The sequence below is a fragment of the Streptomyces pseudovenezuelae genome (assembly GCF_029892565.1).
Taxonomy (GTDB): Bacteria; Actinomycetota; Actinomycetes; order Streptomycetales; family Streptomycetaceae; genus Streptomyces; species Streptomyces pseudovenezuelae_A.
The window spans coordinates 331635-353474 of record NZ_JARXVH010000011.1 but is presented as its reverse complement, the minus strand read 5'-3'; the positions used below and the strand labels follow the sequence as shown (position 1 = coordinate 353474).

Annotated in this window: 15 protein-coding genes and 2 pseudogenes; 8 read left to right on the top strand and 9 right to left on the bottom strand. The window is 72.1% G+C overall.

The genetic code is table 11. The features are described from left to right. Positions 1-33: 33 nt before the first annotated feature. Entirely contained in the window at positions 34-4305 is a 4272-nt protein-coding gene (locus M2283_RS32615; RefSeq protein ID WP_280880049.1) for a non-ribosomal peptide synthetase, read from the top strand. A gap of 104 nt (positions 4306-4409) precedes the next feature. Here the strand turns inward: M2283_RS32615 and M2283_RS32610 are convergent, their stop codons facing one another. Continuing rightward, positions 4410-6758 carry an ABC transporter permease gene (locus tag M2283_RS32610; RefSeq protein ID WP_280880048.1) on the bottom strand — a complete coding sequence of 783 codons (2349 nt, stop codon included), beginning with the start codon at positions 6756-6758 and terminating at the stop codon, positions 4410-4412. Further along, the gene (locus tag M2283_RS32605; protein ID WP_280880047.1) at positions 6755-7447 is read right to left on the bottom strand and encodes an ABC transporter ATP-binding protein; all 693 of its coding nucleotides are present in this window, start codon (positions 7445-7447) and stop codon (positions 6755-6757) included. The genes M2283_RS32610 and M2283_RS32605 overlap by 4 nt, the downstream gene beginning before the upstream one ends. 166 nt (positions 7448-7613) lie before the next feature. On the opposite strand from M2283_RS32605, the gene M2283_RS32600 reads away from it, so the two are divergent. The 4 genes and pseudogenes from M2283_RS32600 (at position 7614) to M2283_RS32585 (ending at position 10032) form a co-directional block, all read left to right on the top strand. Next, complete coding sequence (locus tag M2283_RS32600) at positions 7614-8903, top strand: sensor histidine kinase (protein ID WP_432423160.1); 1290 nt, start codon at positions 7614-7616, stop codon at positions 8901-8903. After that, a complete protein-coding gene (locus tag M2283_RS32595) occupies positions 8900-9598 on the top strand; it encodes a response regulator transcription factor (protein WP_280880046.1) in 699 nt (232 codons plus the stop codon). Before M2283_RS32600 ends, M2283_RS32595 begins: the two co-directional genes overlap by 4 nt. A gap of 97 nt (positions 9599-9695) precedes the next feature. Further along, a pseudogene (locus tag M2283_RS32590) lies at positions 9696-9815 on the top strand (MerR family transcriptional regulator); the annotation flags it as partial. Then, positions 9763-10032 carry a hypothetical protein gene (locus tag M2283_RS32585; protein WP_280880045.1) on the top strand — a complete coding sequence of 90 codons (270 nt, stop codon included), beginning with the start codon at positions 9763-9765 and terminating at the stop codon, positions 10030-10032. The pseudogene M2283_RS32590 and the gene M2283_RS32585, both read left to right, overlap by 53 nt. Before the next feature lie 412 nt (positions 10033-10444). On the opposite strand, the pseudogene M2283_RS32580 reads toward M2283_RS32585, so the two are convergent. Then, positions 10445-10640: pseudogene (locus tag M2283_RS32580) on the bottom strand (MerR family transcriptional regulator); the annotation flags it as partial. A gap of 560 nt (positions 10641-11200) precedes the next feature. Between M2283_RS32580 and M2283_RS32570 the strand changes: the two are divergent. Further along, entirely contained in the window at positions 11201-12235 is a 1035-nt protein-coding gene (locus M2283_RS32570; protein WP_280880043.1) for a lactonase family protein, read from the top strand. A 103-nt stretch (positions 12236-12338) separates the two neighbouring features. Here M2283_RS32570 and M2283_RS32565 read toward each other — a convergent pair whose 3' ends face one another. The 4 genes from M2283_RS32565 to M2283_RS32550 form a co-directional block, all read right to left on the bottom strand. After that, positions 12339-13262, bottom strand: a complete 924-nt coding sequence (locus tag M2283_RS32565; RefSeq protein ID WP_280880042.1) for a sirohydrochlorin chelatase — start codon at positions 13260-13262, stop codon at positions 12339-12341. Between the two features lie 119 nt (positions 13263-13381). Continuing rightward, positions 13382-14395, bottom strand: coding sequence for an N-acetylglucosamine kinase (locus M2283_RS32560; protein ID WP_280880041.1), 1014 nt, complete (start codon positions 14393-14395; stop codon positions 13382-13384). Continuing rightward, complete coding sequence (locus M2283_RS32555; RefSeq protein ID WP_280880040.1) at positions 14392-15069, bottom strand: uracil-DNA glycosylase; 678 nt, start codon at positions 15067-15069, stop codon at positions 14392-14394. Before M2283_RS32555 ends, M2283_RS32560 begins: the two co-directional genes overlap by 4 nt. Positions 15070-15154: 85 nt before the next feature. Further along, positions 15155-16240, bottom strand: coding sequence for a WD40/YVTN/BNR-like repeat-containing protein (locus M2283_RS32550; RefSeq protein ID WP_280880039.1), 1086 nt, complete (start codon positions 16238-16240; stop codon positions 15155-15157). 292 nt (positions 16241-16532) lie between these two features. Between M2283_RS32550 and M2283_RS32545 the strand changes: the two genes are divergently transcribed. Then, positions 16533-17132: an Rv1733c family protein gene (locus tag M2283_RS32545; RefSeq protein WP_280880038.1), complete on the top strand. Its 600-nt coding sequence runs from the start codon at positions 16533-16535 to the stop codon at positions 17130-17132. A 67-nt stretch (positions 17133-17199) separates the two neighbouring features. On the opposite strand, the gene M2283_RS32540 is transcribed toward M2283_RS32545, so the two are convergent. Then, positions 17200-19212 (bottom strand): HEAT repeat domain-containing protein, encoded by a 2013-nt coding sequence (locus tag M2283_RS32540; RefSeq protein ID WP_280880037.1) that lies wholly within the window; start codon positions 19210-19212, stop codon positions 17200-17202. A 115-nt stretch (positions 19213-19327) separates the two neighbouring features. Then, positions 19328-20989 carry an acyl-CoA dehydrogenase family protein gene (locus tag M2283_RS32535; RefSeq protein ID WP_280880036.1) on the bottom strand — a complete coding sequence of 554 codons (1662 nt, stop codon included), beginning with the start codon at positions 20987-20989 and terminating at the stop codon, positions 19328-19330. 71 nt (positions 20990-21060) lie between these two features. On the opposite strand from M2283_RS32535, the gene M2283_RS32530 reads away from it, so the two are divergent. After that, complete coding sequence (locus M2283_RS32530; RefSeq protein WP_280880035.1) at positions 21061-21837, top strand: PaaX family transcriptional regulator C-terminal domain-containing protein; 777 nt, start codon at positions 21061-21063, stop codon at positions 21835-21837. Positions 21838-21840 lie beyond the last annotated feature (3 nt).

Genomic DNA, 21840 nt, shown 5'->3' with positions numbered 1-21840 from the left:
CGCAAGTCTCTGCCTGCTCCCGACCGCGCCGCGGTGTCGGGTACCGGGCGGGGGCCGGCGAGTGTCCAGGAGGAGATTCTGTGCCAGGCCTTCGCCGAGGTCCTCGGTGTTGCGTCGGTCGGTGTGGATGACGACTTCTTCGAGCTGGGCGGTCATTCACTGCTGGCGGTGTCGCTGGTGGAGCGGTTGCGTGAGCGGGGGGTGTCGATCTCGGTGCGGGCGTTGTTCCAGACGCCGACGGTCGCGGGCCTGGCCGTGGTGGCTGCTCCGGACACGGTGGAGGTCCCGCCGAACCGCCTCCCGCAGGGCACGGACGAGATCACCCCGGACATGCTCCCCCTGGTCGAGTTGGACGAGGCCGAGATCGCACACCTCACCGCGCAGCTCCCGGGTGGCGCGGCCAACATCGCCGACGTCTATCCCCTCGCCCCTCTCCAGGAAGGCATCTTCTTCCACTATCTGCTCCAGGCGGACACCGGCCACGACGTGTACGCCTCCCCCCGCGTGCTCGGGCTCGACTCGCGGGAGCGGCTGGACGCGTTCCTGGGTGCGTTGCAGCGGGTGGTGGACCGGCACGACATCTACCGCACCGCGATCGTGTGGGAGGGCCTGCACGAGCCCGTCCAAGTCGTGCTCCGGGAAGTGGAGTTGCCCGTCGAGGAGGTCCTGCTCGATTCGGAGGGTGGCGAGGGCGTACCGCAGATGCTGGCTCTTGGCGGGGCCAGGATGGATCTGACCCGGGCTCCGTTGATCCGGGTGCAGATCGCGGCCGAGCCCGGCAGCGACCGGTGGCTGGTGCTGCTGCGTATCCATCACCTGATCCAGGACCACACCACCCAGGACGTCCTGCTGGGCGAACTGCGTGCGTTCCTCTCCGGCGAGGAGGCGTCCCTGCCGGAGCCGCTGCCGTTCCGGAACTTCGTGGCGCAGGCCCGGCTGGGAGTGCCGAGGGAGGAGCACGAGCGGTACTTCGCCGAACTGCTCGCAGACGTCGAGGAGACGACCGCGCCCTACGGACTCGTCGACATTCACGGTGACGGAAGTGGCGTGACCCGCGCCCGGCTGGCCGTCGACGCCGAACTGGGCACCCAGGTACGGGAGGTGGCACGTTCGCTGGGGATGAGTACCGCCACCGTGTTCCACCTGGCCTGGGGGCGTGTGCTGGCCGCGATCAGCGGTCGGGAGGACGTGGTGTTCGGCACCGTCCTGTTCGGCCGGATGAACGCCGGTACCGGGTCGGACCGCGTCCCGGGTCTGTTCCTCAACACGCTGCCGGTACGGGTCCGGGTGGACTCGACGGGTGTGAAGGACTCCCTGTCCGGCTTGCGGGACCAACTGGCGGAGCTGTTGGTGCATGAGCACGCGCCGTTGGCGGTGGCGCAGCAGGCCAGTGGGGTGCCCGGGGGGAGTCCGCTGTTCACCTCCCTCTTCAACTACCGGCACAACGAGCGGACTTCGCCGCCGGCGGCGCGGGAGGGCGGCGCCGGTGCCTTCGAAGGCATCAGGACGATGCACAGCCGGCAGGCGACCAACTACCCGGTGACCGTGGCCGTCGACGACGAGGGAAACGGGTTCGGGCTGACCGTGGACGCCGTGGCCACCGCGGACGCGGAGCGTATCGCCAAGCTGCTGTACACCTGCCTCGACAATCTGGTCACCGCCCTGGTGCACGATCCCGGCAGCGCGATCGGGGCCGTGGGCGTGCTCGACCCGGAGCAGCGTCGCGACGTACTCACCGTGTGGAACGACACGGAGGCGGAGCTCGTCCAGGGGACGATCACGGAGCTGTTCGAGGCGCAGGTGGCGCGCGCCGCCGACGCGGTCGCCGTGGTGGCCGAGGACGCCGAACTGTCGTACGCGGAGCTGGACGCCCGCGCGAACCGGCTGGCACGGCATCTGGTCGGTCTCGGCGTCGGCCCGGAGTCGCTGGTCGGGGTCTGCCTGGAACGGGGTGCCGACCTGCTGGTGGCGCTGCTGGGAGTGCTGAAGGCCGGTGGCGCGTATGTGCCGTTGGATCCGGAGTACCCGGCCGAACGGCTGGCCTATGTGGTGCGGGACGCGCGGGTGGGGATCGTGCTGACTTCCGCGGTTCTGCACGAGGTCGTGCCTGCCGGTGTCTCACGGGTGGTGGTCGACGACGTGGCCGTGGCCCGGGAGGTCGCGGCGCTCGACTCCGCCACGCTGAGCGTCGCGGAGCGCGGTGTTCTGCGTCCCGAGAACCCCGCGTACGTGATCTACACCTCGGGTTCGACCGGTCGGCCGAAGGGCGTGCTCGTCTCCCACGTGGGCGTGGCGAGTCTGATCGAGGGCCATGTACGGAATCTGGGGGTGAGTCCCGGGGCGCGGGTGGCGCAGTTCGCGTCGGCGGCGTTCGACACGTTCGGCTGGGAGTGGATGATGGCCCTGCTGACCGGGGCCGCGCTGGTCGTCGTACCGGCCGACCGACGGCTCGGTGCCGCCCTGCCGCGCTATCTGTCGGAGAGGGGCGTGACCCACGCGACGCTGCCGCCGGCCGTGCTGGCGACCCTCCACGAGGAGTCGCTCGACCCGGAGACGGTGCTCGTGGTGGCGGGGGAGGCGTGCCCGCCGGAGGTGATGGCGCGCTGGTCCAGGGAGAGGGTGATGTTCAACTCGTACGGCCCGACGGAGACCACCGTGGACGCCACGCTGTGGCGCTGCGACACGGCGGCGGAGGTGGTGGCCATCGGTGCGCCGGTGGTGAACACCCGGGTGTACGTGCTGGACGAGCGCCTGGAACCGGTCTCGGTGGGAGTCGCCGGTGAGCTGTACGTCGCGGGCGCGGGACTGGCCCGCGGTTACGTCGGCCGTGCGGGCCTGACCGCGGAACGGTTCGTGGCGGATCCGTACGCCACGGACGGCTCCCGGTTGTACCGGACCGGGGACCGGGCCCGCTGGACGGACGACGGCCAACTGCTGTTCGCGGGGCGGGCGGACGACCAGGTGAAGATCCGCGGCTTCCGGATCGAGCCGGGCGAGATCGAGGCGGTGCTCGCCACGCAGGCGCAGTTGAGCCAGGCCGCGGTTGTCGTGCGGGAGGACACGCCGGGCGACAAGCGGCTGGTCGCGTACGTCGTCCCGTCCGGCGGCGCCGTCGAACCGGCCGTACTCGCCGGAGCCGTGAGGGAGTTCGCGGCGGAGTGGCTGCCGCCGTACATGGTGCCGTCCGCGGTGGTGGTGCTCGACGCGCTGCCACTGACGGTGAACGGCAAACTCGACCGCAGGGCGCTGCCCGCGCCTCAGCACCTGCCGGGGCCGGCCGCCGGGGAGGCGCACGGCCGCGGACCCGCCGGGGTGCTCGAGGAGGCGGTGTGCGAGGCGTACGCCGAAGTGCTGGGCCTGCCCTCGGTCGGCGTGGACGACGACTTCTTCGCGCTGGGCGGACACTCGCTGCTGGCGGTCACACTGATGGAGCGGCTGCGTGCCCGGGGTGTGTCGGTCTCGATGCGGGAGCTGATCGCGAACCCGACGCCCGCCCGGCTGATGGGCACCCTGAACCTGTCGTCCGTCCAGGACGCGCTCGGCGGACTCCTGCCGATCCGGACCACGGGCAGCGATCCGGCTTTCTTCTTCATCCATCCCGGTGGCGGCCTGAGTTGGTGCTATCTGCCCTTCGCCAGGTACATCCCGGAGGGACATCCGCTGTACGGGCTCCAGGCACGTGGTCTCGACGGCACGAGTGAAGTGGCGCGCTCCGTAGCGGAGATGGCGGCGGAGTACGTCCAACAGCTGCGCGCCGTGCAGGAGTCGGGGCCGTACCGCATTGTCGGATGGTCGTTCGGTGGTACCCCCGCGCACGAGATCGCGGTGCGGTTGCGGGCTGAGGGCGAGGAGGTGTCGCTGATCCTCATGGATGCCTATCCTCCGCTTCCGACGGCCGGTGCTCCTGCCGACGACCCTTCGGCGGTACCGACCGGGCTCGCCGTGTCGGCGCACGGTGTCGATACCGGCCTGGTGAGCAGGATCCGTGCCGAACTGGGCCATCTGCTCGGGGGTTTCTCGGACGAGGAGCTCATGCTCATGGCGCGCATCTACCGCAACAACACGGAGATCAGGGCCGAGCACGAGTTCGGCCGGTTCGACGGCGACACGCTGCTCCTCGTGGCGGAAGAGGGAAAGCCGGCGGACTTCTCCCCAACGGCGCTGTGGGAGCCGTATCTCAGTGGCGCGGTCTCCTCCGTCGGCCTCCCTTGCGAGCACTCCGACATGGCGCGGCCCGAAGTGCTGGGGCTGGCGTGGGACGCCGTGTCCGCGTGGCTGCGTTCGCGACAGGCGGCGGGGGAGTGACCCCGACAGTTCGCTGAACGTGGGGAGGTGCTGGTCCGGGTGACGGGGTCCCGTCCGATCGTGAAGATCGGACGGGACCTTCCGCGTGGGCGTTTCCAAGGGCTCTACTCCGCGCGCAGGGCCGTGGCGGTACGGGTCCGGGCGGCCCAGCCGGCCGGCATCAGCGAGCCGAGGACGGCGATGAGCAGACCGCCGAGGCCGAGCAGGACCAGTTCCGGGGCGTGGTAGACGGCGATGACGGAGTCGGGCAGGTTCAGGCCGGCGCTGCGCCCCATGGCCGGCATCACCGCGCCGTGCAGGGCCATACCGAGCGGCACACCCAGCGCGCCGCCGATGAGTCCGGCGATGACGACCGACGTGACGACCAACGAGATGGTCTGACGGGGTGTCATACCGAGTGCCTTGTGGATACCGAGGTCACGGATGCGTTCGTGGGTGTCGAGGACGACACCGTTGAGGACACCCAGCCCCGCCACGGCGACGAGCATCAGAGTGAGGATCGCGGTCAGCGAGTTGAGGATGACGACGGTGTCGCTCTCGCTCTCGTTCTTGGCGCTCGTCGAACTGACACCCAGCGGCTGTAGCTTCCCGTTCAGTTCCGAGACGTAACTGCCCACCGAGGTACCGGACTTCACCGCGATGTACTGGCTGGTGGCCTGCAGGCCCGGTTCGACGTTCTCGAGTGTCGCGGCGTCGGTGTAGACCTGCATGCCGCCGTTGCGGGTGTCGAGGACCTCGCCCACGATCCTGACCGTGACCGATTTGCCGTGTGCGTTGAGCGTGACGGTGTCCCCGACCTTCGTGTCGGTGGCGGTCATGAACGGCGTCGGTACGACGGCCTCGCCCGCCTTGCTCATCCAGTGTCCCGAGACCATCGTGTAGCCGCCCCAGGAGGCGTCGCCGTCGAACCCGACGACGTTGGTGTACCCCGTCACGCCCGAGACGGTCGCCTGGGTCGTGGCGCTTCCGTAGTGCTTCGCGGTTCCGGGCTGCGCCTCGATCGCCGCGTCGACGGCGGCGGCGTCGGGTGTCGCCGTGCTCCCGCCGGGAGGGCCACCGGGCCCGGCCTGCGGGCCGACGACGCCGATGGTGACATCGGCGGCGTTGTGGTCCCTCGCGGTCACCACCTCGCTGAGTGAGGAGGCCAGACCGGTGGCGAAGGTGACGGCCGTGGCGCCGAACAGGACCGCCGCGACCATCGAGGCCGTACGGGCGGGGCGGGCGAACGGACGGGCCAGACCGAGGCTGACGGGACGGGGGAGGGGAAGCCGGGCGGCCAGGTGGGCCGCCCGGCGCCCTCGGCCGGGCGTGGGGGTGCGCCCGACGGCCAGTGCGTCGACGGTCCGCAGTCGGCCGGCTCGCCAGGCGCTCAGGCAGGCGGCGACAGCCACCACGCCCAGCGCCCCGGCGACCACTGCGATGTCGACCCAGGGTTCTACGGTCAGGCCCGTGGTGCCGTACGCGTCCGCGGTCTCGGACAGCACCGGTACGGCCAGGAGGTTGCCGATCACGACGCCGGCCGCGGTCCCGATCGCCGCCGGCAGCAGGGCCTGGCCCACATAGGCCCGTACGACCTGGGCCGGGGTGAATCCGATGGCCTTGAGGACGCCGATCCGCCGCAGCCCCGTACCCACCGTGCCGGCGACCACGTTCCCGACGATCAGCACCGACATGACCAGGCCCAGGACGCCGAACGCGACGAGGAAGGGCACGAACAGCGATGTGTCGCGCGCGGAGACCTTCTTGAGGGCGAGCCAGGACTGCGAACCCGCCATCGAACCCGCGGGAGCGGCCGCCGTGACCGCGGCCCGCCCCTTGCCGATCTGCGCGGCGGTGTCCGCCTCGGTGAAGCGGTAGAGCATCTGGTAGCCGCCGGTCGTGCCGGCCGGCGTCAACGCGGCGATCTCGGACGGCTCCACCCAGGCATCGGCGGTATGGCTGACCGTACGGGCCATGCCGACCACCTTCAGCGTCGGACTGCCGGGCAGGTCCGAGAACTGGAGCTCCAGGCCCATCCGCGCCAGGAGGCCGGAATCGGCCGACAGGACGATCTCGCCGGGGCCCTCGACCCAACGGCCCTCGGTCAGCGAGATCCTGTCGACGTCCCCGCCGGGCTTCGCACGGCCCACGACCGACAACGGCGCGACGGACATGCCGTTGACCTGCGGATTGATCGTCGTGGTGGGGTACGGGCCCGAGGCGGCGTCGACGCCCGGGGCGTCCGCGGACGCGGACAGCTGCGCGCTCGTCGTCCTGTCGGCCTTGAACTGCGCGGTGAGATGCGAACCGTGCTGCCGGACGAAGGCCTTGTCGAACGGCGCGTCGGACGCCACCAGCAGGGAACCGCCGAGAACTGACGCGGTCACCGCCATCATGACGGCCAGTCCGATCACCAGCGTCTGCACCCGGCGGCGTGCCACACCCGAGCGGACGACGCGGCCCAGGGCGCTCATCGGGCGACCCGCGTATTCATGTCGGCGGTGATCCGGCCGTCGACGAGTTGCACGGTGCGCTTCGTGCAGGACTGCGCCAGGGACAGGTCGTGGGTGACGATGACGATCGTCTGCCCCTCGGCGTTGAGCCCCCTGAGCAGTTCGCTCACGTCCTCGCCGGACGCGGAGTCCAGCGCGCCGGTCGGCTCGTCCGCAAGGAGAAGCGGCGGGCGGTTCATCAAGGCCCTTGCCACCGCGACGCGTTGACGCTGCCCGCCGGACAGCCGGCCCGGGAAGGCGCCGCCGTGCCGGGCGATACCGAGCGACTCCAGCAGGTCCGCCGCGCGGCGGTTCGCCTCCCGCCGTCCCATCCCGGACAGTTGCGCGGGCAGGACGACGTTGTCGGCGACGGTCAGGTCGTCGAGCAGGTTGAAGAACTGGAAGACCATGCCGATCTTCGAGCGTCGGTAGCGGGCGGAGCCTGCCTCGCCGAGCTGGTCCACGCGTACGCCGTCCACCGTGACGGTTCCGGTGTCGGGCCGGTCCAGGCCGGCGATCAGGTTGAGCATGGTGGACTTGCCGCTGCCGGACGGCCCCAGGATCGCGACGGCTTCACCGGCCTGCACTGTCATCGACGCGTCCTGCAGGGCCGGTGGCCCGGCATCGTAGCGGCGGCTCACGTCACGCAGTTCGATCACCGGTGTGGTCATGGACGTCTCCCTCGTTCCTCACATCTGATGGGTGTGACGCTAGGGGTGCCGCCCTGGGGAGCACGACGGTCGGCAGGGGTAATTCCCGTACCGCGTTGGGCTGATGCCGACTGGTGTCATCCCTGAGATGTAGTCGATCGATGTATCCGAGAGATCCTCCGGGTGGATGCCGGTGATGTCGGCCATCGGCGACAATGGCCCGGTGATGGACCGCCTGCGACAGGGAGCCAGGGCACTGACGCGCCCGAGCGGCCCCGCACCGAGCCCCACCCGGCGGAACAAGGCCTTCGACGCGGCACTCGCGCTGGGCCTCGGTGTCGCCGCGGCCCAGTACGTCCTCGACAACCTGCACGGATGGGACAGCCGGCAGGACCGTCCCGCTCCGATCGGCTACCCGACCCGGGCGGTCGACTGGATCGCCCTGCTGGGCCTGGCGCTTCTGGCCTCCGCACCCTTGGCGCTGCGCCGCCGGTATCCACTGGCCGTGCTGTGGTTCGTCATGGGCGCGACCCTGCTCACGCCCGGCGACGCGGCGCGGCTCACGTTCTACGCATGCGTGATCGCCGCCTACAGTGCCGCCGCCTACAGCCCGTACCGGGTGGCGACGCTGGCCACCCTGCCCGTGGCGGTCCTCCTGGTCGCCACGGTCGGGGACCCGGGGGCACCCACCGTGCCCACGCAGTACGTTCCCCTCCTGATCGCGGTGCCGCTCGTCGTAGCGGCCAACGGGCTGCGGGCATGGAAGCTCCGGGCCGACGAGAGCAGTGCGCGGCTGTCCGCCGTGGAACGTGAACAGGCGGAGGCGCTGCGCCGGGCGGTCGAGCACGAACGCGCCAGAATCGCCCGCGAACTGCACGACGTGGTGACGCACAACGTCAGCGTGATGGTCATCCAGGCCGGTGCCGCCCGCAAGGTCATGGAAGCGGCCCCCGACCAGGCACGCGAGGCGCTGCTCGCGGTGGAGGCGGGCGGCCGGTCCGCGATGAGCGAGCTGCGCCACGTCATGGGGCTGCTCACGATGAACGCGGACGGATCCGAGTCCGCCGACCCCGAAGAGCTCGAGCCACAACCGGGACTCGACCAGCTGGACACGCTGGTCGTACGGATGCGGAGCGCCGGAGTGTCGGTGGAACTGGACGTCTCCGGGACACCGCGCCGCGTGTCGGCCGGAGTGGAACTCGCCGCCTACCGTGTGGTGCAGGAGGCGTTGACCAACACGGTGAAACACGCGGCCGGGGCGACCGCGAGGGTGAAGGTCGAGTACGGTGGCGACGATCTACGGGTGGAGGTCACCGACTCCGGCGGCAGCTCGAGCCCGTCTGCGGCGACCGGCAACGGTCATGGGCTCATCGGCCTCCGCGAGCGACTGGCCGTCTACGGCGGCACCCTGCGAACCGGCCCGCGCCCGCTCGGCGGTTACCGCGTCCATGCACTGATTCCCCTGGAGGAAGCGTGACCGAACCGCTGCGTGTCGTGGTCGCCGACGACCAGGCGCTGGTACGCACCGGTTTCCGGATGATCCTCACCGCCGACGGCATCGAGGTGGCCGCCGAGGCGACCAACGGCGTCGAGGCCGTCGAAGCGGTCCGGCGCACCCGGCCCGACGTGGTGCTGATGGACATCCGGATGCCGGAGATGGACGGCCTGGAGGCCACGCGGCGTATCCTCACCGGCGCCGCGGACGAACCACGGGTCGTCATGCTGACCACGTTCGACCTCGACCACTACGTCTACGCGGCGCTGTCCGCAGGGGCCAGCGGCTTCCTCCTCAAGGACGTCACGCCCGAACATCTCGTCACCGCCGTCCGCACGGTCCGCTCCGGCGACGCGCTCCTCGCCCCTGTCATCACCCGCCGCCTCGTCGAGCGGTTCGCGCGCCGAACCCCCGACACGACCGCCCTCCATCGCGACCTCGCTGCCCTCACGCCACGCGAGTTGGAGGTACTGCGCCGCCTCGCCCACGGCCTGAGCAACGCCGAACTCGCCGGCCGGCTCCACCTGTCGGAGGCGACCGTGAAGACCCACGTCTCCCGCATCCTCGCCAAACTCTCCCTACGCGACCGCGCCCAGGCCGTCGTCATCGCCTACGAGACGGGCCTGGTCAGCCGCGGCGAACTCGAGGACCCGCTGCGCTCCGCCGACCACGAGTAGACACGGGAGGCGCGAGGCGACCGGTCCCGTCGCGCCAAGTGCGCCACGGAGAAAGCCGCGTGCCCGGCCGGTCGGTGACGGAGAACTGACGGGATAGGGAGCGGTGCCGCCCGTGGCCCGCTCCAAGAACGGCTACCGGCTGTACGACGCCGGGTCCGTGGCCCGTGTCGAGCTGGTCCGCACGCTGCGGGAACTGGGCCTCGGACTCGACGACGTGTGCCAGGCAGGTCGTACAGACCGTCGCGGCGGTCAGAGAACGTGGGCTCGCCCCCGGGACCCCTCAGGCAGCCGAAACGCTGGAGACCGGAATCGAGGCACGAGCGGAGGACTACCGCAGACTCGTAGCCCGCGTACGCGGCCAGAACTCCGCACCCGACGCGACCAGCGAGCTGGAGTGGCTGGCGAGGACCCTGCGCGCCACGGCTCAGACCTGACCGGCCGTGTGGTGCTCGTGCATAGGAACGGCATCGCGAACACGGCCCTGCCTTGCATGGGCGTGGTGACGACGCGCCCTGCGATGCCGAGCTAGCCCAACTCGGCCGCACCGGTTACCGCGACACGCTGGTTTGATCCTGGCCTGCAGGAGCTGACTCACCTGAGCCTCCAGCGATTCCAGCGCCCCTCCGTCCTCGGCCCTGCCCGGCCCTGCACTGCGAGCGCGGAACGCACAGCGGGAACCCATGACACAAACGCGGAAGACGTCACCCCAACCAGCCTGCTTCAAAGGCTCTTGTCGTGTGAGAACGAACCTTGGTCGATCCCGTCGAGGTCTCACCGACCCGCCCCTCTCAAGACGGGACCGCACGAGCGCACCGAGCATCGGCAGCGCCGGTGTTTTCAGTCCGTTGAACTCGTCGATGATCTGCTCGCGTTCGGTGGCGGAGAGCCGCGCCAACCGGTTCATCGGTGCTGTTTCCTCGGCGGTGGATCCGCGTGTCGCCATGGTGGACAGGTCGGCCCGGCTCGCCTTGAGCGAGCGGATCTGCACGTCGAGCGCGGCTACGTGTGCGCCGGCGACCTCGGCGACCATCCAACTGCCCGACCCGGCAGCGGATGCGCAGCCGACGCCGCAGTTGGTGACGGCGGTGTGCAGTGCGCAGCGCTCCGGCGGCGTTTGGACGGTGACGGTGGCTGCGCAGTACGCCGACGGCTCGGTGCGCTATTACGCCGTGCCGCCGCTCTTCGTGGCGCCCCGGCCGACCGCATCGCCGCCTTGCTGCGCCCTGCGTTCAAGGTCCTGGCAGGACCCCTGTTGGTGCCGCTCCCGTGCGCACGGGAGCGGCGTGGCGACCGCGATCGAGGCGCTCAGCGGGAGTGCCGGCGAGCGGGCCGACGACGGCGAGCGGCTCACCGCGCACGCGTTCCTCCCGCCCGCCGCGGAACCGGCCCTGGCCCATCTGCACGGCCTGGAGCGGGCGTTGGCGGAACTGGCCACGCCCCTGCGGATGCCGTCGGGATCGCCGCTGGTCGGCGCCTGAGTCCCACCCCGCGCGACAGGTGCCGTACAACAGCGGACCGGCGAGATCGACCGAACATGGTCTAGACCGCTCATGATCGACTGCTAACGTCGCCCCGACGGCACAGGACCGAGAGGGGACAGCGGTGACAGACGGCGGCGGGCGGCGGCGCAGGGCCTTCATCGGATCGTTCACGGCGGCCGGCGGCCCCGGGATCGTGACGGCGGCCGTGGCCGCGAGTGGCGGTGCGCTGATCGCTCTGAACAGTGTGGACGGCGTGCCCGACCCGTCGTATCTGGCGCTGGCGCCCGGCGGGGACATCCTCTACGCGGTCAGTGAGACGGCGCAGGGCGCGGTGGCCGCGTACCGGGTGAGCGGGCCGCGGCCCGAGCAGGCCGGTCCGCCGGTGCCGGTCGACGGACAGGGGCCCACCCACCTCAGCGTCTTCGCCGGCCACGTCCTGACCGCCAACTACGGCTCCGGCAGCGTCACCGCCGTCCCCGTACGCGCGGACGGCACCCTGGCACCGGCCCCCTCCGGAGTCCTGAAGCACACCGGCTCCGGTCCGCACACGCGCCGCCAGCAGGGGCCGCACGCCCACCAGGTGCAGCCCGACCCGAGCGGGCGGTGGGCGGTCAGCGTCGACCTCGGCACGGACTCCGTGCGGGTGTGCGCCCTGCGCGAGGGCGCCCTCGAAGTCCACCGTGAGATCGCCCTGCGCCCCGGCTCAGGCCCCCGCCATCTGGCCTTCCACCCGGGCGGCGGTTACGCGTACGTGCTCAACGAACTCACCCCGACCGTCACCGTGTGCCGCTGGGACGCCGAGGACGGCTCCCTGAAGCCGCTCGCCGAGGCCCAGGTCCTGCCTGGCGCTCCGGTCGGCGACGCTTACCCCTCCGGCATCGTCGCCGCACCCGACGGCCGCTTCGTCTGGACCGCCACCCGCGGCGAGGACGTCCTGTCCACCTTCGCCGTCGAGGGCACGGAACTACGGCTGATCGGCACGGTCCCCTGCGGCGGCCACTGGCCCCGCGCACTCGCCGAGTCGGAGGGCTTCCTGTACGTCGCCAACGAGCGCTCCGGCGATGTGGCCTGGTACGCCGTCGACGGGGCCACGGGTCTGCCGCGCTACGAGGGCTCGCTCCGGGTGCCGGCCGCGTCCTGCGTGATCTTCGGCTGACGCCGGTACCGCGCTGCCGCCGGCGTCCCGCACGCGGCATGCCGAGGGCCCGTCCCGTATTCGGGAGCGGGCCCTTCGGCGTTCCTGCGACCGTGCCCGCGCGTCAGCGGACCGGCGCGCCCTGCGGCTGCGGTGGGACGATACCCAGGGCCGACGTGTACTTGGCCAGGGCGAGCTTGCCGATCGCCGGGTACGGGCCGAGCGCCTCGGCGGCGGAGCAGCCCGCCTCCTTGGCCGCGGCCTCGATCAGACCCGGGTCGATCTCCGGCCCTATCAGGTACGGCGCGAGAGCCAGCTGCTGCGAACCCGAGGAGCGCAGCTGCTCGGCGATGGCCGCGATCGAGCCCTCCTGGTCCAGGGCCGCCGCCATTACCGGCACGGCCAGGCGCGCGGCGAGCAGCATCCCGGTGATCCCGGCCGCCTGAACGGCCTCGTCACCGCCCACGGAGGCCAGGACGATGCCGTCCGCCGCGGTCGCCACGGTGAACAGCCGGGCGCGGTCGGCGCGGGCCAGACCGGCCTCCGACAGGCGCACGTGCAGCGCTTCGGCGAGCAGCGGGTGCGGGCCCAGCACATCGGTGAGGTCGGCCGCGACGCGGCTGTCCATCACCGCCTGGCGGACCTGGCGCAGCAGCGCGCTGTCCGGACCGGCCAGCAGCGGTACGACGACCGCGACGGGGCCGTCGGGCTCCTTGACGTCCACTCCGGCGGCCTTGGCCTGCTCGAAGCGGGCGGAGCGCTCTTCGGCGGCGTGCACGAGTATGGCCTGCAGCGTGGGGAACTCCGCGTCGTCACCGTCCAGGTACCCGATGCGGGCGTCCAGGCCGGGCAGCTCGGAGCGGGCGATGCTCACGACCTCCTCGGCGAGGCTGCGCGTGCCGGTACTGGGCGTGCCCGGCACGGCGAGAACGAGCGCGGGCGCGCCCTCGGGAGCCGCCAGCGGCTCGGGACGGCGGTGCCGCCCGGGCTGGCGAGGTCGCGGCATTCGTACTGGCAGGCCGGACGCGGGCCCAGTGGGGGAGCTCATGGCGTCGCATGTTACTGGCTTCCTGGGCTCCCCTGTTCGGGGAGGGTGCAGGTGAGCGGTATCCGTCCGGTTTTGTCTAATGAGTTACGTACGGATCGGAAGTGATCAGCCGCTGTCGATCACTCCCCCGGGGTGGTGACCACGGACAACATCGCCGCGTCACCCGGCAGGGTGAGCGCGCCCGCCGCGAGATCGGCCGCGATCCGCATCGCCCCCGCCAGGGGATCACCCGCGGCCGGCACCCGTCGCGCGGAGGGCAGCACGCTCGCCAACTCCTCCGCCAGCGGTACGAGGAGCGGCTCACCCATCTTGAACAGGCCCCCGGTGAACGCGATCCGAGGGTCGCCCCCGGTCGGGCACACGGCAGCCGCGGATTCGACCATGTGCCGGGCCGCGGTGCGCAGGATGCCCGTGGCCACGGGGTCGTGCTGCTCAGCACAGGCGGCGACCTCGGGCGCGAAGGAGGCGAGGACGGCAGGACGGTCCGAGCGGGGGTAGACCCGGCCGGGCAGTCCCGAAGCGGGGCCGAACAGCTTCTCGGCCCGGGCCAGCAGCCCGGCCGATCCGCCGGGCCGTCCGTCGTAGGCACGCAGTGCCGCCTCGAGCCCGGCCCGCCCGATCCAGGCGCCGCTGCCGCAGTCGCCCAGCAGATGACCCCAGCCGTCCGCACGACTCCAGCGCGTCAGGTCGGTGCCGACGGCGATCAGACCCGTACCGGCGGCGACCACGGCACCGGGATGTGCGCCGAGCGCTCCGGTGTACGCGGTGACCGCGTCGGCGGCGAGCGCGACCGTCCGGACACCGAACTCCCGCCCCAGCGCGGCCGGAAGCTCGGCGCGCAGGGCGTCGCCCAGGGTCGCGAGCCCGGCGGCCCCGACGGCGGCCGCACGCAGCTCGGTCACTCCGCTCTCGGCGAGCGACACCCGGACCATGGGCACCAGTTGCTCCATCAGATGCCCGGGATCGATACCCCGTGCCCCTGTGCGCACCGGCTCCGGCGACTCGTGCTGGGCCAGGACCGTTCCGTGGCCGGTAGCGACCACGACGCGCAGGCCGGAGCCTCCGGAGTCGACGGCGAGCACGCCGTCCGTGCCCCTGTCGGGACCCGGTCCGCCGCTCGCCCCGTCGGTCACGGCAGGCGCCAGTCCACGGGTTGTCCGCCCTGCCCGATCAGCAGGTCGTTGGCCCGGCTGAAGGGTCGGGAGCCGAAGAAGCCTCGGTCGGCCGACATGGGGGAGGGGTGGGCGGACTCCACCGACGGCAGATTGCCGAGCAGGGGGCGCAGATTGCGCGCGTCACGCCCCCACAGGATGGACACCAGCGGCTTGCCGCGCCCGGCCAGGGCCCGTATCGCCTGCTCGGTGACCGACTCCCAGCCTTTGTCACGGTGTGCGCCCGGCTTGCGCGGGGCCGTGGTGAGCGCCCTGTTGAGCAGCAGTACGCCCTGCTGGCTCCACGGCGTCAGATCGCCGTTGGAGGGCTGGGGCAGGCCCAGGTCGGTGTTCAGCTCCCGGTAGATGTTGATGAGACTGCCGGGCAGCGGACGCACCTCGGGCGCCACCGAGAACGACAGCCCCACCGCGTGTCCCGGTGTCGGGTACGGATCCTGTCCGACGATCAGGACGCGTACGTCGTCGAAGGGCTGCTGGAAGGCTCGCAGGACGTTCGGTCCGGCCGGGAGATAGGTGCGCCCGGCGGCGATCTCCGCGCGCAGGAAGTCGCCCATCTCGGCGATCCGTCCGGCTACGGGTTCCAGGGCCTGCGCCCAGCCCGCTTCGACGATTTCATGCAACGGTCGTGGTGCCACGGGCGTCACCCTACTGCCGTAACGACAGTGGAGATCAACCGGTGGCCAATGCCTGCTGCCCGACCGGCAGTTCCCCCCGCCCGGATCATCCGACCACCGCGGCCCGCACGCACAGCACGTCCGGCAGGTGGGAGGCCAACTGCCGCCAGCTGTCGCCGTCGTCGGACGAGGCGAACAACTCGCCGTTGCGATTGCCGAAGTACACGCCCGCCGGGTCGGCGTCGTCGGTGCACAGCGCGTCGCGCAGCACGGTGCCGTAGTGGTCCTCCTGGGGCAGCCCCGCCGACAGGGGCTCCCAGCTCTCGCCCGCGTCCGCCGTGCGGAAGACCCGGCACCGGCGGTCGGCGGGCACCCGGTCCGCGTCGGCGTTGATCGGGAACACGTACGCCGTGCCGCCGCGGTGCGGGTGGGCGGCCGCCGCGAAGCCGAACGTGGACGGCAGGCCCTTGCCGATGTCCGTCCACTGCCCGCCCGCGTCGTCGCTGCGGTAAACACCCCAGTGGTTCTGCAAATACAGCCGGTCCGGGTCCGTCGCGTCCTGGGCGATCTTGTGCACGCACTGCCCGAACTCCGGGTTCGGATCGGGCAGGAACACCGCCGCGACACCGGAGTTGGACGGCGCCCAGCTCGCGCCGCCGTCGGCGGTGCGGAACACTCCGGCCGTCGAGACGGCGACCGTCACGGCCTGCGGGTCGCGCTCGTCGGTGAGCACGGTGTGCAGACCCTCACCGCCACCGCCCGGCACCCACTTCGAGCGGGTGGGGTGCTCCCACAGCGGCCGGACCAACTCGAACGTCTCCCCGCGGTCCTCCGAGCGGTACAGCGCGGCCGGTTCCGTGCCCGCGTACACCACGTCCGCCTCCCCTGCCGCCGGGTGCAGCTGCCACACCCGCTCCAGCGAAGCGCCGGTGTCCTTGGGGAACTTCACGGCGGGCCGGGCCGGTTCGGTCCACGTGCGGCCCAGGTCGTCGGAGTGGAACACGGACGGGCCCCAGTGGGAGCTGTCCCCGCCGGCCAGCAGGCGCGGACGATCACCGCGGGTGTCGACTGCGACCGAGTACACGGCCTGCGCGTTGAAGTACGGGCTCTCGTCGAACTCCCAGGAGTCACCGCGCCGCCGCCCGATGAACAGGCCTTTGCGCGTGCCCACGGCGAGTAGTACCTCGGTCATGCCGGTCACCTCCGCGACGTCTTTGTCCCAGACACCTGCCAGTCTGCACCCCGCCACTGACAGCCACCCCTGGGCGTCTCATCACCACAGGTCAGAGTGGTCGCAGCGGTTTGGCGCGGCACTCCGGGCGATCCTTTTCGGCCAGTCACCCGGGCGATTTCGCGCAGACGCCTGCGCGAGCGGGACCTCTCGTGCGACCGTCGCGTGGGGGACTCGACCTGAGCATCCGACGGCCTTCGCCCGTATGGGAAGGAGGTTGGATGGTCGTGCGCTCATGAGGAGGATGCCTTCGATGGCGTTCCGTGGTCCGAAGGTGTGGCTCTGGCGCTGGCGGCGCAATCCGCTCAAGCGCCGCGCCGACTCGGTGGAGACCTGGGTGGTGCTCGGCACCTGGCTGGTCACCGTTCTCGCGGGGGTGCTGGCAGGCCTCGCGGCAACCCAATCGGTGGAGCAGGGTCTGGCGCGTGAACGCGTCGAGTGGCGTGCCGTCGAGGGACACCTCACCGAGAAGGCGCCCGGCACGGCTGCCGAGCACTCCAGTGCGTCTACCGCCGACCGGGTGTGGGGCAAGGTCCGCTGGACCGCCCCGGACGGCTCCAGCCATACCGGCCAGGTCCGGGTCCGCCCGGGCAGCACCGTCGGCACCGAGGTCACCGTGTGGACGGATCCGCAGGGCCACCTGGTCACCAAGCCCGCCACCGCCGCCGAGGCCCAACTGCGGGCCGATCTCATCGGCGTCCTGGTAGGGGCCGGCGCCGCCCTGGTCCCGTTCGTCTGCGGCCGTATGGTCTGTGGCCGCCTGGAACGCCGCCGCATGGCCCAGTGGGACGCCGAGTGGGCCGGCTTCGACCCGCTGTGGGGGCGCAAGACCTGGGCCGACGGGGACACCTGACACGAGGAGCGGCGGGGCACGGCCCGGCGCCCGCCCCAAGGCCCACCGTGCCCGCCCGCCCTCACGCCTACCCGCCCTCCAGCGCCCCTCGGCAGATCCGCAGCAACTGCTCGTCCTGATAGACCTCGCTGCTGTACCTGGCGGTCGGGTCCTGATGGCGACGCCTCTCCGCCAGCTCCGCGCGCAGCAGGTCGTGGAGGGGCGCACCCGCCGGACCCAGGTCGGCCGCACACGCGGCGATCGCGCAGCGCGTGTCGGGGTCCTGGGCCCAGGCAGCCCGCAGCACCGGGACGGCCACGTCCGGGTCCCCGCCGATCCGCCACACGGCGCACGCGCCGTCCAGCCGCTCCCGGAAGTCGTCGGACCCGGTCATGCCGTACAGCTCGGGCAGCGCGGCACGAGCCGTCGGGCCCAGCAGCCCCAGAGCCTCGGCCGCCGCCCGGGAACGGAACCCTCGTGCGTCCGCCAACTCCCGCCTCAGCACAGGCAGTACGGCGGACGAGTCACCCTCCACCAGCCACAATGCCGCCGCCGCGTCGATCGCGGACTCCGTGTCCAACAGCCCCCGCAGCGTGGGTATCGCCTCGTGCGCGGCCGGCCCGAACGCCCCGAGCGCCTCCACCGCGGTCTTCACCACCACGTCGCGGGCCCGCAACTCGTCGGGCATGCCCAGCAGCAGGCGCAGCACCTCGGGCACGCACCGCGTGTCGCGCAGCGCCGTGAGCGCATGCAGCAGCGGGGCCGCCCGGTCGTACGTCTGGTGTGCGTCGACCGGCACGGCACTGAGCCTGCGCCGCAGTTCGGGGGCGAGGGGAGCCGCGGCCGGACCCAGGTGGACGATCAGGTTCCCCAGTTCGTCCGGCACGACGGGCGCGGCCAGCATCTCCGCCAGGACGGGCACGGCTCGTGGATCCCCGGTCCTGGCCAAGGACTTGACGGCCTCGCCCACGGTCGGCGCCCCGTGCTCCCACTGCCGTACCCGCAGCTCGGGACGTGAGACCACCAGCGCGTGGAGGTGGTCGGCGGCCGGGGCGGCCAGGGCGAAGAGATCGCCGAGGAAGGACTCCGCGGCCTCCCGCAACCGGTCCTCCGGCGTGTCCAGTTGGGCACCGATGAGCGTCACGAGCTCCCGGTAGTCGGCACGCCATCCGCGCAGCAGCCCCGACGACATCCACACCGCGTTGCACCGGTCGGCCACGGACGGACTGCTCAACTGCCCCGCCAGCAGGGCGATGCGGTCGGCCACCCGCCCGTCGAGCGCGTTGTGCAGGGTGCGCAGCAGCTGCGAGCCCTCCTCGTCCGACGGCCGCAGCTTCCGCAGTTTGCCGATGAGCGTGTCGGTGTCGGGCCGGTCGGGCTCCTCCGACCGGCACGGCGGCCGCTCGGACCGGTCCCGCAGCAGGCGTACGACGGTGGGCACCAGGTCGGCCGGAAGCCGGTCGGGCGCACAGCCCGCGAGCTGTCCCAGCGCGGCCAGCCGCAGCCCCGGGCCGAACGGTGGCGCGCTCTGGGCGGCCAGGAGGTCCACCGCGTCGGCCGCGTGTCCGGGGTGCCGTCGGGCGAAGATGCCCAGGCTCTCGGCGAGCGCGAGCAGCACCCGGTCGTCGCGCTCCACGGTGATCCGCTCGCGCAACAGGCCCAGCACCCGCGCCGGTTCGTCGTGGAACCGCACGAGCGCGACCGCCGCCGTCCGCCGGACCCCCGCGTCCCGATCCCCGGTCAGCCGGGCGAAGACCTCGGCACCCGCGCGGACGGAGGTGCACGCCATCGCGTAGGCGCCGTTCGTGATCCCCGCCCGGGTCTCGCCCTCCTGTCCGATGCTGACGAGCAACTCCACGATGCCGCCCCGCTCCTGCACCGCCTCGCTCTCCACGAGTTCGAAGAGAAACGGAATGCAGGCCAGCGTCGAGTCGTACACGTCCCCCTGGTGGTGCACCCCGCCGTACATCGCGTCGAGCGCGATCTCGCGCTCGGCGGGGTCGGCCGAGGCCAGCCCTCTCAGCAGTCCGGGCACGTCCTCGGCGCTGCCGTACGCATGCCGCATCGCGGCCCAGTCGACCTCGTCGATCCCGCTGAACACGTAGTCCTCCCCCGGCGAAGTGCCTCCTGATCGTGAGTCTGCACCACGCCACTGACAACGAAGCGGAATCGGGAGATGACTCTGCGCCAACTGTGCGCCGACGGCGGGGGAGTACTCAGTCGGCGGGCAGCGCGCGGTCCAGGATCGCGCCCAGATCGGCGATGTCGGGCAGGGTGCCGAAGGCGTGTCCCCAGTCGCCGGCCAGCCGGGTCGCGCAGAAGGCGTCGGCGACCGCGGGCGGGGCGTGCCGGACCAGGAGGGAGGCCTGCAGGGTCAGGGCCATCTGCTCCACCAGTCGGCGTGCGCCGGTCTCGGACCCGTTCACCAGCAGGCCCTCGAGGCGCGTCACGGCGGCGTCCAGCCGGGCGTCCGCGCCCTGGGCGAGGGCGAGTTCGTCGAAGAACGCCTGGGCGCTGCCGGGTTCGCGCCTGAGCGCCCGCAGCACGTCCAGCGCGTTGACGTTGCCCGAGCCCTCCCAGATCGACAGCAGCGGAGCCTCGCGGTAGTGGCGGGGCATGCCAGACTCCTCCACGTAGCCGTTGCCGCCGAGGCACTCCAGGGCCTCCGCGGTGAAGGCCGGACCGCGCTTGGTGACCCAGTACTTGCCGACGGCGGTCGCGATCCGGCGGAAGGCCGCCTCGCCCGCGTCCCCAGGCACCGCACGGTCGGCGGCCCCCGCCAGCCGCAGTGTGAGCGTCGTGGCCGCCTCGGACTCCAGCGCCAGGTCGGCCAACACGTTGCGCATCAGCGGCTGGTCGACCAACCGGGCCCCGAACGCGCTGCGGTGGCGCGCGTGATGCCCCGCTTCGACCAGCGTCTTGCGCATCAGAGTCGCCGACATCATCACGCAGTCCAGGCGCGTGCAGTTGACCATCTCGATGATCGTCTTGACCCCGCGTCCCTCGGGGCCGACCAGCCAGGCGACGGTACCGTCGAACTCCGGCTCGGAGGAGGCGTTGGACCGGTTGCCCAGCTTGTCCTTGAGGCGCTGGATGCGGAAGGTGTTGCGGCTGCCGTCGGGCAGGATCCGCGGCACCAGGAAGCACGACAGGCCCTCCGGCGCCTGCGCCAGCACCAGGAACACGTCGCACATCGGCGCCGACGTGAACCACTTGTGCCCACGCAGCGTGTACACGCCGGGCTCGGCCGTCGGCGTCGCCGCGGTCGTGTTCGTACGGACGTCGGAGCCGCCCTGCTTCTCCGTCATCCCCATGCCGGCCAGCAGCCCCGACTTCTGTGTCGGCACCCGCAGTTCGGGCTCGTACTCGCGGCCGGTCAGCAGGGGTTCGTAGACCTTGGCGAGGTCCGGCTGGGCGCGCAGCGCGGGGACGGCCGCGTACGTCATCGACGTGGGGCAGCCGTGCCCGGCGTCGGTGTGCCCCCACACCAACCCGCCCGCGCTCCGCGCCACATGGGCGCCGGGCCGTGCGTCCGCCCACGGTGCGCCTGCCAGGCCCTCGGCGACCGAGGCCCGCATCAGGTGGTGCCAGCTCGGGTGGAAGTCGACCTCGTCGATCCGGTTGCCGTACCGGTCGTGCGTGCGCAGCACCGGCTCGTGCACGTTGGCCTGCTCGGCCCACTCCTGCGCCTCGGCGCTGCCGGCCCGCAGGCCGAGGCGCCGGATGCCCTCCTCGGCCCAGCCGGCCCCCTCCCGGCGCAGCCCTTCCAGCAGGGCCGTGTCCTCGGAGGCGTCGTACGGCGCCAGGAGAGGAGGCTGGTTGGTGACTTCGTGCGTGGCGTGCAGCGGCTGCCGTGCGGGTGCGGGTGTCGAGACCATACGGCCATGTTGCATCTTTCCTGCGGCCGTGGCAATGATGCAACAAGAAGGCGCACGTAAGGTACGTGACCATGCGCATGAACGTCTCGGACCGGTCCGGCGAGGCCGGCCTGCGGCCCCTGTCCGCACGGTCGGTCGTGCTGAGCCTGCTGCTGGGCACACATCCGCCGCAGCTCGCGGTGAAGGACCTCGTCCGCGCGGTGGAGCCGTTCGGCGTCGGCGGCTCCACGCTCAGGGCCGCGCTCAGCCGGATGGTGGCCGCCGGCGACCTGCGCCGCACCGATGCCGTCTACCGCCTCAGCGACCGGCTGCTCGCCCGTCAGCGGCGGCAGGACGAGGCCGTACACCCCCGCACGCGCGCGTGGGACGGCGACTGGGAGATGCTGGTGATCACCGCGACAGGTCGCGAGCCCGCCGAACGCGCCGAACTGCGCGCCCGGTTGACCGCCCTGCGGCTCGCGGAACTGCGCGAGGGAGTGTGGCTGCGCCCCGCCAACCTGAACCGGCCCCTGCCGGACGACCTCGCATCCGTGGCCCAGTCCTACACCGCCCGCCCCGAGCTCCCGGCATCCGAACTGGCCGCGCTCCTGTGGCCCTTGGACGCCTGGTCCGCGACCGCCCGCTCCCTGCTCGCCCACCTCGCCGGGGCCGACCGCCCCGCCGACCGCTTCACGGCCTTCGCCGCGGTCGTACGCCACCTGCTCGCCGACCCGGTCCTGCCCCCTGAACTCCTCCCCGCCGACTGGCCGGGGGAGCCCCTGCGCGCCGCCTACGCGGAGTACCAGCGCGAGATCACCGGATCCCTCGGCGCCATCGAATGCGACGGAGCCGCTGGAGCCGGTGAGTGACGC

Bases quoted from the DNA above. Each gene is read 5' to 3' on its own strand.
- M2283_RS32565 (WP_280880042.1), bottom strand. From the start codon at position 13,262: ATGAGCTCCCCCACTGGGCCCGCGTCCGGCCTGCCAGTACGAATGCCG.
- M2283_RS32600 (WP_432423160.1), top strand. From the start codon at position 7,614: ATGCCGGTGATGTCGGCCATCGGCGACAATGGCCCGGTGATGGACCGC.
- M2283_RS32610 (WP_280880048.1), bottom strand. From the start codon at position 6,758: ATGAGCGCCCTGGGCCGCGTCGTCCGCTCGGGTGTGGCACGCCGCCGG.
- M2283_RS32545 (WP_280880038.1), top strand. From the start codon at position 16,533: ATGGCGTTCCGTGGTCCGAAGGTGTGGCTCTGGCGCTGGCGGCGCAAT.
- M2283_RS32530 (WP_280880035.1), top strand. From the start codon at position 21,061: ATGCGCATGAACGTCTCGGACCGGTCCGGCGAGGCCGGCCTGCGGCCC.
- M2283_RS32605 (WP_280880047.1), bottom strand. From the start codon at position 7,447: ATGACCACACCGGTGATCGAACTGCGTGACGTGAGCCGCCGCTACGAT.
- M2283_RS32535 (WP_280880036.1), bottom strand. From the start codon at position 20,989: ATGGTCTCGACACCCGCACCCGCACGGCAGCCGCTGCACGCCACGCAC.
- M2283_RS32550 (WP_280880039.1), bottom strand. From the start codon at position 16,240: ATGACCGAGGTACTACTCGCCGTGGGCACGCGCAAAGGCCTGTTCATC.